General features: G+C 41.4%; 12 protein-coding genes. 5 read left to right on the top strand and 7 right to left on the bottom strand.

Annotated features, from left to right (window positions below; genetic code table 11):
• Positions 1-3: 3 nt before the first annotated feature.
• The gene (locus tag MKL38_RS11155; RefSeq protein WP_044425777.1) at positions 4-1,302 is read right to left on the bottom strand and encodes an FAD-dependent oxidoreductase; all 1,299 of its coding nucleotides are present in this window, start codon (positions 1,300-1,302) and stop codon (positions 4-6) included.
• A 429-nt stretch (positions 1,303-1,731) separates the two neighbouring features.
• On the bottom strand, positions 1,732-2,604 hold the full coding sequence (locus MKL38_RS11150) for a pirin family protein (protein ID WP_270903279.1): 873 nt from the start codon (positions 2,602-2,604) through the stop codon (positions 1,732-1,734).
• A gap of 277 nt (positions 2,605-2,881) precedes the next feature.
• Here MKL38_RS11150 and ycaC point away from each other — a divergent pair, with 277 nt between their 5' ends.
• Together ycaC and MKL38_RS11140 are read left to right on the top strand one after the other, a co-directional pair.
• Complete coding sequence (gene ycaC, locus MKL38_RS11145; RefSeq protein WP_003653981.1) at positions 2,882-3,508, top strand: isochorismate family cysteine hydrolase YcaC; 627 nt, start codon at positions 2,882-2,884, stop codon at positions 3,506-3,508.
• A gap of 19 nt (positions 3,509-3,527) precedes the next feature.
• Positions 3,528-4,502, top strand: a complete 975-nt coding sequence (locus MKL38_RS11140; protein ID WP_270903278.1) for a LysR substrate-binding domain-containing protein — start codon at positions 3,528-3,530, stop codon at positions 4,500-4,502.
• A gap of 104 nt (positions 4,503-4,606) precedes the next feature.
• Here the strand turns inward: MKL38_RS11140 and MKL38_RS11135 are convergent, their stop codons facing one another.
• Both MKL38_RS11135 and gabT read right to left on the bottom strand, forming a co-directional pair.
• A complete protein-coding gene (locus MKL38_RS11135; RefSeq protein ID WP_270903277.1) occupies positions 4,607-6,055 on the bottom strand; it encodes an NAD-dependent succinate-semialdehyde dehydrogenase in 1,449 nt (482 codons plus the stop codon).
• Positions 6,052-7,344 carry a 4-aminobutyrate--2-oxoglutarate transaminase gene (gabT, locus tag MKL38_RS11130; protein ID WP_270903276.1) on the bottom strand — a complete coding sequence of 431 codons (1,293 nt, stop codon included), beginning with the start codon at positions 7,342-7,344 and terminating at the stop codon, positions 6,052-6,054. Before gabT ends, MKL38_RS11135 begins: the two co-directional genes overlap by 4 nt.
• A gap of 155 nt (positions 7,345-7,499) precedes the next feature.
• Here gabT and pdxR point away from each other — a divergent pair, with 155 nt between their 5' ends.
• A complete protein-coding gene (gene pdxR / locus MKL38_RS11125) occupies positions 7,500-8,999 on the top strand; it encodes a MocR-like pyridoxine biosynthesis transcription factor PdxR (RefSeq protein ID WP_270903275.1) in 1,500 nt (499 codons plus the stop codon).
• Between the two features lie 66 nt (positions 9,000-9,065).
• Here pdxR and MKL38_RS11120 read toward each other — a convergent pair whose 3' ends face one another.
• Positions 9,066-10,508, bottom strand: a complete 1,443-nt coding sequence (locus tag MKL38_RS11120) for an amino acid permease (RefSeq protein ID WP_045433636.1) — start codon at positions 10,506-10,508, stop codon at positions 9,066-9,068.
• A 326-nt stretch (positions 10,509-10,834) separates the two neighbouring features.
• Positions 10,835-11,383, bottom strand: coding sequence for a helix-turn-helix domain-containing protein (locus MKL38_RS11115; protein ID WP_005044199.1), 549 nt, complete (start codon positions 11,381-11,383; stop codon positions 10,835-10,837).
• A 68-nt stretch (positions 11,384-11,451) separates the two neighbouring features.
• Here MKL38_RS11115 and MKL38_RS11110 point away from each other — a divergent pair, with 68 nt between their 5' ends.
• Both MKL38_RS11110 and MKL38_RS11105 read left to right on the top strand, forming a co-directional pair.
• On the top strand, positions 11,452-12,147 hold the full coding sequence (locus MKL38_RS11110; protein ID WP_270903274.1) for an AzlC family ABC transporter permease: 696 nt from the start codon (positions 11,452-11,454) through the stop codon (positions 12,145-12,147).
• Positions 12,144-12,467 carry an AzlD domain-containing protein gene (locus MKL38_RS11105; RefSeq protein ID WP_080027958.1) on the top strand — a complete coding sequence of 108 codons (324 nt, stop codon included), beginning with the start codon at positions 12,144-12,146 and terminating at the stop codon, positions 12,465-12,467. Before MKL38_RS11110 ends, MKL38_RS11105 begins: the two co-directional genes overlap by 4 nt.
• A gap of 40 nt (positions 12,468-12,507) precedes the next feature.
• Here the strand turns inward: MKL38_RS11105 and ssb are convergent, their stop codons facing one another.
• Positions 12,508-13,101, bottom strand: coding sequence for a single-stranded DNA-binding protein (gene ssb, locus MKL38_RS11100; protein ID WP_004639902.1), 594 nt, complete (start codon positions 13,099-13,101; stop codon positions 12,508-12,510).
• Between the last annotated feature and the right edge of the window lie 44 nt (positions 13,102-13,145).

Genomic DNA, 13,145 nt, shown 5'->3' with positions numbered 1-13,145 from the left:
ATTTTAGTAACCGAGCTCAGGAGCAACTTCAACCTGAGGTTTTAAACCTACAAATGGTAAAGGTGCACCTAAAATTTCAGCAATGTGCATTGCAGAAGTCACTGCTGACTCTAAAATTGGCAAGCCATCACATGACCATGAACCACAGTAGAATACTTTACGGTTTAAGTCTAAATGACGTTGTTGCAATTCTTTATTTAAAGCAATTGTTTGCGAGTCAACTACTGCACGCGTTAAGGTCACTTTTGAAATAACTTTTTTAGGGTCAATATCAGTGACTGGACGCCAAGTCTGGAATACCGGATTTTTACCAACCAGTGTTGGCTCAACTGCATTCATCCAAACTGTGAATTGCTGACGCGTAAACTTACGATCCATCATATAGCTAAGCACCGACCAGTCTTTACGGCGTGGTGGCATGACTGTGGCATCTGTATGAATCACAAGATCGCCTTGCTCAAAACGGAATTGCTTCAGCAGCTTCATATCTTCAGCAAATTGTTCAGGGTTTAAAAACTCATCGATCTTAGATGTCGGAGTTGCAACAATCACGCGATCAAATAAATTCTGTTCACCTTGGCTGTTTTCAACCAGTACTTTTTCGCCTTGTAATTCAACTTTCTTAATCGCTGATCCGCTATGGATGTCGATATCTTTAATTAAGCTATCTACAAATGCAGGTGTACCACCTTTCATACGTAACAGCATGTCGCCATCAGTTAAGTGACGTAAAAACTCAAGTAGATTTTTTGCAGGCCAGTCGCCAATTGTTTTTGGGTTACAAGTACAAATGGTATATAGCACTGGCATTACCACACCATGCCAGAATACTTCTTCTATATCGTTCTGATTAATAAATTCAGCGAGCGTAATATCTTGATTTTTAGATTTAAAAAACTGGTGGATTGCAGTTTTTAATTGCAACATCCCTTTCACAAGACGCCAGCCATACTGCTGGATCCCTTTGCGGTTATTGATAATCGGGAAATTACCAATACGGCTACGAGATGTGGTTAACCATGTTTCAGTACGGTCTTCAAATAACCAGCTACATGACATATAAGTACGAACCGGAAAGGTTTTAATACCTAAATGAGCAGCAAGGCTGAGTGTGTTTTTCCACAAATGTGGATTCATAACACGCAGTGGTGCATCAATAATTCCACCATCGAACTCAATACTATGGCTATCCATTCCCCGGCCAGGAAGTGCTTCAAATATCGTGATCGTATGCCCTGCATCTTTCAGAATTCTTGCTGCCGCAAGACCTGCCATTCCACTGCCAATAATTGCGATATTCAAAATGATGTCCCATTTTTCGAGAATTTTTTTGATTATCACTCATACCCTAAAAAAACACCGTATTAAAAACTACCAGATTTTTATTTTTTACATGAATTTATATACAAAATATTTAGTTTCTTACTCATCTCTTTTTTTATATTTTCTTACAAAACCAAATAAGCACATAAAACCTTATATTCTTTGAAAATTTAAAAAAAATCTTTTAAATAAATAAGATAATTTAACTATATTTATATCATTTGTTTTACAACTATCTTTTTTTGGGATATCATGAGATCACAATAATGAGAACCCAATCACACAAAACAATGCCGCAACAACAATGAAATCCATCATAAAAACAGAACCTTTACAGCGAAAAAGCCCGCTATTCACACTTGATAGCGGGCTTTTTATTACTTTGCTTTAAAGGTTAATCAAGAGGATTTATCCTTCTTGCATGAGTGAACCGAATTTTCCACGATTAAAATCATTAATCGCTTCCATAATCTCAGCTTTGGTATTCATGACAAATGGACCATAACCTTCAATTGGCTCATTAAGCGGTTGACCTGTTAACACCAAAAATTTAGTGTCTTCTTCTGCATTTAGGGTGAACTCAACGCCTTCACGAGATAAAATCGCAACGGTTTTACCTTCAAGACGGTTTGAGTCATTAACCACAACTGCCCCATCTAACACCACAACAAGCGTCGTATGACCTTCAGGCACATAAAGGGTATGTTTTTGGCCTTCAACCAGTTTGCCATCCCATACATTTAGTGGACTAAATGTAGTTGCTGCACCTTCTGCATCTGCATATTCACCTGCAATCACACGCAAGTGACTACCATGCTCGTCTAGTGCAATGTCTGGAATATCTTTGGCTTCAATCGCCTGGTATTTTCCAGGGGTCATTTTTGAATTGGCAGGTAAATTTACCCACAATTGCACCATCTCAAAAAGACCACCATGCTCTGCGAACTCAGGAGAATGGAACTCTTCGTGTAACACGCCTGCACCAGCAGTCATCCATTGCACATCACCAGTTTTAATGGTTCCGCCACCGCCGCTTGAGTCTTTATGCGTCACTTCACCTTGGTAGGCAATCGTTACCGTTTCAAAACCGCGGTGAGGATGTGAGCCTACACCTTGCTGTTCGGTCGTTGGTGAAAACGTATAAGGCGCTGCATAATCCAGTAGCAAAAATGGGCTTAGGGTTTGGCCTAAACGGTCATAAGAGAACAGGTTATATACAGGGAAACCATCCCCCACCCAATGCATCTGGTTATTTTGATATGCACCAAGAAATTTCTTCATCTGATCTCTCCTATATATGTAGGATTTTCTTGAACTGGGATTGATTTTACGCCTCAATAATTGCAGTTTATAGATCAGGATTAGCAACACATTATTTCATCTATGAGACAATCGTGCCTTTTCAGAATATGTCTCGGCTATCGTCCTATTTTTAAAATTCTTAATCCTATTTTTTAGACTTAATCACAACATAAAACTCAACTAGCATAATTTTAGGCAATGATGACCTACTCAATAATTTTTCATCATTCATTTTGATAACATGAGGAAATAAAAAATGGCTCAAGATTACGTGCGTTTAGACAAGGATAATGCTGCAGTTCTTTTAGTTGACCACCAAGCAGGTTTACTTTCTTTAGTTCGAGATATCGATCCAGATAAATTTAAAAACAATGTATTAGCACTTGCAGATGCTGCGAAATATTTCAATTTACCTACTATTCTTACCACAAGTTTTGAAAACGGTCCAAATGGTCCTTTAGTTCCAGAATTAAAAGAACTTTTTCCAGATGCGCCTTTTATTCCACGTCCTGGCCAAATCAATGCATGGGACAATGAAGACTTCGTAAAAGCTGTAAAAGCGACAGGTAAAAAACAACTGATTATTGCAGGTGTTGTGACTGAGGTTTGTGTGGCATTCCCTGCTTTAGCTGCATTAGCAGAAGGCTTTGAAGTATTTGTGATTACCGATGCTTCTGGTACTTTCAATGAATTAACCCGTGATGCTGCTTGGGACCGTATGTCAAAAGCAGGTGCTCAGCTTATGACTTGGTTTGGTATGGCATGTGAATTACACCGTGACTGGCGTAATGATGTAGAAGGTTTAGGTGCATTATTCTCAAATCATATTCCTGATTATCGTAACCTTATGACCAGCTATAGCTTTAATACATCGCAAAAATAATGACATAACCAAGATTAGAATGCTTAAGCATTCTAATCTTGCATTTAAATGGATTGATCTGAAATTGATAAGCTCTTTTGATGATTTTTATTATTTCTATTTGGTCGTAAAGCACGGCGGCTTTAGTGCGGCCAGTGAAGCCGAAAACATTAGCAAGTCAAAGCTCAGCCGACGTATTATTGATCTTGAAAATAAATTTAATGTCAGCCTGATTCAAAGAACAACCCGCCATTTTAAAGTGACCGACTTGGGTCAAGAGTTTTATGAGGAATGCTGCAAAGTTATTGCTCAAGTTGAATGTGCAGAAAACGTTTTGTTAAAGCAAAAAAGTGAACCTCAAGGGTTGGTAAAAGTGAGTTGCCCACCTTTGATGATGCATTTTCAAATTAGAAAAATTTTAAATCAGTTTTTAAAAACCTATCCTAAAGTTGAAATATCACTCGAGCTTACAAGCCGTCGAGTAGATATTTTGCATGATGATATCGATCTCGCGATTCGGACCAATTTTGAACCGAATGAAGATTCAAATTTAATTGTTCGTGATGTGATTAAAACTGACCACTGTCTAGTGGCTTCGCCTGAATTACTTCAAGGCCGTACTATTGAGCATTATTCCGAATTAGAAGACTTTCCAAGTATTAGCTTGGGAACCCAAAAGCAAAATTATATCTGGCATTTATGCAATATCCGTAATGGCGAATCGGTTGATGTGCCTTATCAACCACGAATAAAAAGTAATGACTTGGCAGGTGTCTACTATGCCGTTATGGACGGCCTAGGAATCGCGGACCTTCCCTTTTTAACCGTTGAATCTGAAATTCGTAAAGGCAAACTTATTCATATTCTGCCTGACTGGAAGTCAAATATTGGCATGCTACAATTGGTTTATGTGTCTAGAAAAGGCCAACGTCTTGTGGTTGAAAAACTCATTGAAACGCTGATTGAAGAACTGCGACGTTTGCCTGAAAGCCATGAAGGATATCTGTCGACTTAAACTGAAAAAACCGGTCATGAATGGGCATGACCGGTTTTTGTGAAACATCACATACAGCATAACTGCATGTTTTCGTTCAGAACAAAACGAACTTGTTTTATTCCTTACTCAGATAAGTCTACGCAGAGGTATTTCATTTCGACATATTCTTCAATGCCGAATTTTGAACCCTCACGGCCTAGACCTGACTGTTTTACGCCACCAAACGGAGCGACTTCATTTGAAATCGCACCCGTGTTAATACCGACCATACCGTACTCAAGTGCTTCACCCACTCGCCATTGACGAGCTGTGCTTTGTGTAAACAAATAAGCAGCTAAACCAAACTCGGTATCGTTCGCCATTGCTACTGCTTCATCTTCTGTTTTAAAGCGGAATAGCGGTGCAAGTGGACCAAATGTTTCTTCTTTCGACACTTTCATGTCTTGCGTTACGCCAGTTAAAACTGTTGGTTCAAAGAATGTGCCACCAAGTGCCGAGCGTTGACCACCAATACGAATTGTTGCGCCTTTCTCGGTTGCATCTGCAATATGAGACTGAACTTTTGCAATCGCATCTTCATCAATTAAAGGCCCTTGAGTTGAACCTTCTTGGCGTCCATCACCAACTTTAAGCATAGACACCGCTTCAACCAGACGCTCTGCTAAAGCATCGTAAATACCGTCTTGAACATAGATACGGTTTGCACAAACGCATGTTTGACCGCTGTTACGATATTTACTTGCCATAATGCCCTGAACCGCTTGTTCAAGATTGGCATCGTCAAATACTACAACTGGCGCGTTGCCACCCAGCTCAAGTGAAAGCTTTTTAATAGTTGGCGCACATTGTTGCATCAAGATACGACCAACTTGTGTTGAACCGGTAAAGCTTAGCTTACGAACAATATCGCTTTCGCATAAAGTTTTGCCCACTTCAGCCGCATCACCACTAATGTTAATTAAAACATCAGTTGGTAAGCCTGCTTGTAATGCCAAAACTTCAAGTGCATAAGCTGTTAACGGCGTTTGCTCTGCTGGCTTAACCAACATTGAACAACCCGCAGCAATAGCTGGACCTGCTTTACGCGTAATCATGGCAGCCGGAAAATTCCACGGCGTAATTGCAGCAGTGACACCAATCGCTTGTTTAATCACGAGCAAGCGTTGGTTTGGTAGTGTCGGTGTTAAGACTTCACCATCAACACGGCGAGCTTGCTCGGCAAACCAGCGGATGAATGATGCTGCATAACCAATTTCACCACGAGCTTCTGCCAATGGTTTACCTTGCTCAGCAGTTAAAATCTGTGCCAGATTTTCTTTGTGCTCAAGCATGAGGTTGTACCATGCCAATAACACATCAGCACGAACCAAGGCAGTTTGCTTTTTCCAAGCAGCTTGCGCTTTTGCTGAACGGTTAATTGCGGCTTCAACCCCTGCACGGTCATAGGTTTTCACCCATGCCAAAGTTTCACCCGTAGCAGCATCATTTACCTCGATATAATCATTTGATGCAGGCGCTTCTAATGAAATATCAGGATGTTTTAATAAATACTGCAAATTGTTTTGAATCATGCAGATTGCTCCATTGCTTTTGCACTACCTGCTTTGAGTGTCACAAAACCTTGTTTCAGGATATCAAGGCCTTGACGGAATTGCTCAGCAGGAATGGTTAATGGATATAAGAAACGAATTACATTACCGTATTTACCACAAGTAAGAAGTAACAACCCGTTTTCCATTGCATAGTTTTGTACAACTTTTGCTTGCTCAGCAGTTTCTAGTTCTACTGCAACCATTGAACCTAATGCACGAATATCAGTCACTACATTGCCTGTTGCTTGCTGAATGTCTTTAAGCGCAACAACTAACTCGGCGCCTAGCTCATTTGCACGGTCGCATAAGTTTTCTTCTTCAATCGCATCAATCACTGCATGCGCGGCAGCAACCGCAATCGGACTACCTGCATAAGTACCGCCTAATCCACCTGGGTTTGGCGCATCCATCACTTCTGCACGACCAACTACACCCGAAATTGGGAAACCACCACCTAAGCTTTTCGCCATCGTGATCAAGTCAGCTTTAGTCTCGTAATGGTTCATTGCAAACAATTTACCAGTACGTGCAAAACCAGACTGAACTTCATCTGCTACCAATAAAATACCGTGCTTATCACAAATTGCGCGTAAACGTTTTAAGAACTCAGCTGGCACAACATGAAAGCCGCCTTCACCTTGTACTGGCTCAAGCACAATCGCTGCAACATCATGTGGTGCAATATCTTCACTGAAAATATCTTCAACGCTTTCAATTGCCGCGTCTACTGAAATACCTTTTGCAGGCACAGGGTAACGTGCGTGGAACACACCAGCTGGCATAACACCGAAATCACGTTTGTAAGGCGCAGTTTTACCTGTCATTGCCATCGTCATGAATGAACGACCGTGGAAACCGTTACCAAAAGTGATAATGCCGTGACGACCAGTGTAACAACGGGCAATCTTCACTGCATTTTCAACAGCTTCTGCACCTGTTGTGAAAAAAGCAGACTTCGCAGGACCCGCAATTGGCGCACGTTCATTAATACGCTCAGCTAAAGCGACATAGCTCTCATAAGGTGTAACTTGATAGGCAGTATGAGTAAATTTAGTGAGTTGTTCAGTTACCGCTGCAATCACTTTAGGGTGGCGATGGCCTGTATTTAAAACCGCGATACCACCAGCAAAGTCGATAAATTGGTTGCCTTCCTTGTCCCAAAGCGTGGCATTTTCAGCTTTTTCCGCATACCACTGACACATCACGCCTACACCACGTGGAGTTGCTTGCTGTTTACGTGCGTTAAGTGCAGAATGTTGATTATCCATTTGATTCCCTCATATTTTCATCATCAGTTGCAGCTTTGGTTTTTACATCCTGTGCTTAATTTTCAGGGTGCTTTACAACAACTGCCTATGCATGTAATTTCGCTCGTCTGGCGGCAACTGACGAGAGCCATTTTTTAACTGTAGGAGAGAGCCAATTGCGTAGTTTACTTGGAGATCATTTGTTACAACGGCTCCAACAGGACATCGAGGGTAAACTCCATCAGCGACTTTTTCGTTGTCTACGCGCTGCCATTATTGATGGAGTGGTTCAACCAAAAACGCGCTTGCCCGCTTCACGGGATTTGGCCAGTGAAATTCATGTTTCGAGAAATACAGTTCTTACTGCCTACGAACAACTACAAGCTGAAGGCTATTTAGAAGCACGTACAGGCCATGGCACATGGGTTGCAGAGAAACTACCCGAAAGCTTTTTAAATACAAAGAATGAAAAAAAGAAAACTAATATTCATAAGGTTCAAAACTCTTATGCGCTATCGCAACGCGGTTCAAATTTATTAGGCTATGCAGCAGCCTCTCCACATCAATGGGGTGCATTTGTACCAGGAGCTCCGGACGTTACCGAGTTTCCACATCATATTTTTAGTCGTATTCAAGCAAAATTAAGCCGTGAGCCAGACATTAACCGCCTTATCTATAGCAATGCGGGCGGATGTATTGAACTTCGAAGTGCATTGGCAGACTACTTACGGGTTGCCCGTTCAGTCCAGTGCGATGCCGACCAGATTATTATTACCGAAGGTATTCACCAAGCGATTGATTTAGTCTCACGTGCGCTCAGTGACATTGGTGACCGGATCTGGATTGAAGATCCAGGCTATTGGGGAATGCGTAATACTTTACGTATCAATGGCGTTGATATTCAACCAATGCCAGTCGATGCCGAAGGTATTATCCCCGAAGAAAATCCGGTTAAACCACCTAAACTCATTTTTGTCACGCCCTCACACCAATATCCACTGGGCTCACATTTAAGTCTAGATCGCCGACGCAAATTGATTGAGATTGCCCGCCAGCACAATAGCTGGATTGTAGAAGATGATTACGACAGTGAATTCCGTTTCTCAGGTCAGCCTTATCCATCTTTACAAGGTTTAGAAAATGATGCGCCAGTGCTGTACATGGGCACGTTCAGCAAAACCATTTATCCATCTTTAAGAATTGGCTATTTGGTAGTGCCTAAGCTACTCTTTTCACCCTTACGGATTGTGGCAGCTGAACTCTATCGTGGTGGGCATTTGCTCGAACAAAAAGCTTTAGCTGAATTTATTCGTGAAGGCCATTATGAAGCACATATTCGTCGTATGCGTCTGCTCTATGGCAAACGGCGTGATTACTTGGTGAGCCTGATTAAACGCTATCTAGGTCCTGAATTTATCCACGAATACGATGAAGCAGCAGGGTTACATCTGGTTTTAAAACTACCAAACTCTTGCGATGATGTCGCGATTGCAGCCACTGCACTTGAACGTGGTGTCAAAGTTCGCCCACTTTCACAGTATTACATGCAATCACATGCCCACGCGCAACGTGGTTTGCTCATGGGCTTTGCCTGCGTCAATGAAAAAGACATGGTGATGGCTTTTGGTGTGCTACTCCAGTGCTTACGTGAAGCAGGCGTATCAACCCTGAATTAATTCTTTAATCTCATCATACTGAATAAAAAAGAGCCTCATAAAGAGGCTCTTTTGGTTTCTAAAATATTAAACTAACTTTTCTTCTTGAGTATGAGTGAGATGAGTTGTTCTACGGTCTTTGCCCCAACCCAGTTTTTCCGACAATATTCCAAAGAATACAATAATGCCGAACAATGCTGTGGTGTAAATCACTTCTTTGAAATATGTGCCTTCAATCAGCATGGTGAGAATTGCCCCAATAATTGCAAAGATCACCACATAAGTCAGATAAGGGAACATCCACATTTTAAAGTCAATTTTCACACCTTCAGCTTCTAGTTTTTTACGCATGCGAAGCTGAGAGTAAGCAATGGTCAGGTACACATACAATGTTGCCGCACCAGTCGTTAGCATGAAAAAGTCATACACATCCATACTCTTGGTGGCAGTTAAAATCACGGCAATTACAGAGAAAAAGCATGACACAATCACACCAACCCATGGGCTGCTTTTACTGTTCACAGAACCAAAACTTTTCGGTGCATCACCACGTTTAGCTAAAGAGAACAACATACGCGAACACGTGTAAAGTGCTGAGTTAAAACAGCTACACACCGACGTCAACACCACAAAATTCACAATATGACGAGCCCCCGGAATACCAAGTGCACTTAACGTTACGCTATAGGTTCCCCAAGTCGAATCTTTCAAAAGTTCATTATTGTGTGGAATTAAACATACCGCGACAAACATTGAACCCACATAGAATAAAATAATTCGCCAAACCACTGAGTTAGAAGCTTTACGAATTTCTTTAGAGGGATTTGCCGATTCTGCCGCCGCTACAGTCACAATTTCAGCACCAATATAGGCAAACATGACCCCAAGCAAGGCGGTAATGACGGATGATCCTCCATTTGGCATAAAGCCTTGAGAGGTTAAGTTACTAATACCAGAAGCAGCCGGATTACCCCAAGGCCATAAATGCATGATGGCCAAACTACCAATCACAAGGAAAATAACAATCGCGATAACTTTGATAAGGGCAAACCAGAACTCAAATTCGCCATAGTTTTTCACGTTTTGTAAATTGACTACGACCAATGCGACAATGACCACGACCATATAGGCCCAAATTGGTATAAACGGGAACCAATTGTTTAGAATTTTACCTGCCACATAGGCTTCCCATCCCATGAGCATTGCGAGAGTACACCAGTACAACCAGCCAATTGAAAAGCCTGCCCAACGGCCAATCGCACGGTCTGCATAAGTTGAGAAAGAGCCACTGTCTGGGTTTAAAACTGCCATCTCGCCTAACATCCGCATGATGAACCAAACGAGTAGACCACCCAAAGCGTAGGTTAGAAAAACAACAGGGCCCGTATTGTAAATAATGCTACCTGAGCCCACGAATAGAGAACCACCAATAACCCCTGCAATTGAGATCATCGTTAGGTGGCGTGATTTAAGTCCATGTTTTAAACTTTGGGAGTGATTGGCTTCAGAACCATTTTGATGAGCTGCCATATCATTTTCCTTAATATATGGAGGATATTGGCCAATCTCGGAAATCCTCCGAAGCCAACTATATCCCCTAAAAATTTAGCCGTTTTGCCCAATTCCTAAAACAGAAAATTCACTGAGCTTATCCGGCGCTTCCGTATGCATACTTCCAATGGCTTTAATTTGTCGTTTCGGCCCTGAAGAAACGAGAGCCATTTTTGGAATAAAAGAGAGAGCCAATTGCAAAATTTATACGCAAAATTGGCTCTTTTTAGATTGCATGTAGGTAAATGGTTTTTAGTTTTTATTTTAAAAATGAATAAGTTTTACTTTAATTAGATTGGAATTATTTAGTTTTGCTCAGAAATTAATAAAGCTTTCGTACCTTTTTCTAAAGCTCTAAATATATGTTTTTGATCGGCGGGGTAACAAATGTAATCTCCAACACTGAGTTCAACGGCCTCATCAATTAGACCAACCAGAGCCTTACCTTCCACCACAATAATATGCTCCACAGAACCAACGGGGTGTGGCTCTGAAAGACGGTCTTCACCCGGTTCAACAATCAGTAAATAAACATCTCGACGCGCATGCGGCGGGCAAGTCGCCAACAAAATCGCTTTGTAATTAGCAATCTCTGAACTCACTGTTGGGCCATCTCCACAACGAATCACTTGCACCTGATTGCTTGGCTCTTCCATCAAACGCGCAAAAGGAATATTTAGTGCAACACAAAGTGCCCATAAGGTTTCAATGCTTGGGTTACCTTGCCCTGCCTCTAATTGTGAAAGTGTAGATTTTGCAACGCCTGCACGACGAGCAACCTCTGCCAAAGAAAGCCCCGCTCTTTGGCGTTCACGATTTAAACCTTTGGCAATAATTTCAATTGGCTGAGACATTCACCACATCCGTTCTATAAAAAAAACGATCGTTCGTTTTGACAAAACAATCAGACTTATTCATTATAATGGAAAATCGTTCGTTATATCATCCCATGACCACATACACTCTCATTAAGAAACTTAGTAAAGACACCACCCGCTCGATTTTCTTTGTGTGTCTAGCGACCAGTGTCGTTGGTATGTCTTTAGGTTCACTGGCTGCAAGTTATGGCTTAGCACTCTGGATCCCGCTTTGCCTATCAATATTTGTGCTCGCAGGAACTGCTGAATTTATCTTTATTGGTTTTTTAGCAGTAGGTGGTAGCCCGATTGCTGCTGCAATTGCAGGACTACTCGTCAATTTACGGCATTTACCTTTTGGTATTGCGGTCAATGAATTAATCAGAGGTAAATTCTCTCGATATTTCGGGGCCCATATCATGAACGATGAAAGTGTTTTGTTTGGTATGGCACAGCCTGATTTTGAGACTAAAAAAGCTGCTTATTGGTTGTGTGGTATCAGCATTATGCTGAGTTGGCCACTCGGTGTCACTGCGGGTTATTTTATTGGAACCGCTATTCCAGACCCAAAAACATTTGGTCTAGATGCCATTTTCCCTGCCATTTTAATTGCACTTACTTTTAATGCTTTAAAGAATAAATCTACTCGAAAAGCTGCATTTGCTGGATCAACTTTGGCACTGATTACCACACCTTTTTTGGCCTCAGGACTTCCAATTCTGCTTTCACTTTTTGGCTTAATATTTGGTAGAAAAAAATGAATCAACAATTACTGATTATTTTGGGCATAGGCTTGCTTGCACTCGGTACTTACAGTATTCGTTTTGCTGGTTTTCACTTAGGTGCAAAGTTTACTTTTTCCGAAAAATACCAAGTTTTACTCTCAAATGGTGCAACTGTTTTACTTTGTGCTATTGCGGTGACGACTACATTTTTTGAAGGCCAAGATTTTGCAGGATTCGCACGTATATTCGGCGTTGGGCTAGCACTTCTCTTGGTTTGGAAAAAAGTACCGCTGTTATTGGTAATTTGCTTGGCAGCCGCTGGTACAGCACTGTTACGTTTGCTTGGAATTGAGTAATAAAAAAGGCGAGATAAACTCGCCTTTTTTAAAATTTTGCTTAGAACGGTAAATCGTCGTCTAAATCAGCTGGTGCAGAAGCTGGTTGCTGTGGAGCTTTTGGAGCAAAACCACCACCTTGCGGGCTGTTGCCACCATTACCAAAACCAGCTGGGTTGCTGCCATAGCCGCCACCACTATTTTGGTTATAACCACCACCTTGGTTATTATTATTTTGATAACCATTACCACCTTGTTGAGGTGCGTTAAAACGTGGTTGATTAAAATCATTACCGCCAGCGAACCCTTGTTCACCTTGTTGACGACCATCTAACATTTGCATCTGTTCGCCACGAATTTCTGTTGTATAGCGCTCTTGACCATTTTGATCAGTCCACTGACGCGTGCGTAATGAACCTTCAATATAAACCTTAGAACCTTTACGTAAGAACTGCTGAGCAATTTCCCCTAAACGGTTATGCAAAACAATACGGTGCCATTCTGTTTGTTCTTTACGTTCACCTGAAGTTTTATCGGTCCAAGCTTCACTTGTCGCGATTGAAAATTGAGTCAGCGAGCCCCCATTTGGAAAAGTTTTTGTTTCAGGATCACGACCCAAAGTACCAACCAAAATAACCTTATTTACACCACGCATTAGCTGTCTTCATCCTATACATTTCTATGTTTTACTTTATAAGA

Origin of the sequence: Acinetobacter sp. AOR14_HL (assembly GCF_027855175.1) — a bacterium.
In the GTDB taxonomy this organism is placed as follows: Bacteria; Pseudomonadota; Gammaproteobacteria; order Pseudomonadales; family Moraxellaceae; genus Acinetobacter; species Acinetobacter calcoaceticus.
Note: the sequence above shows the minus strand (reverse complement) of the source record. Positions and strands in the feature narration are given on the sequence as shown.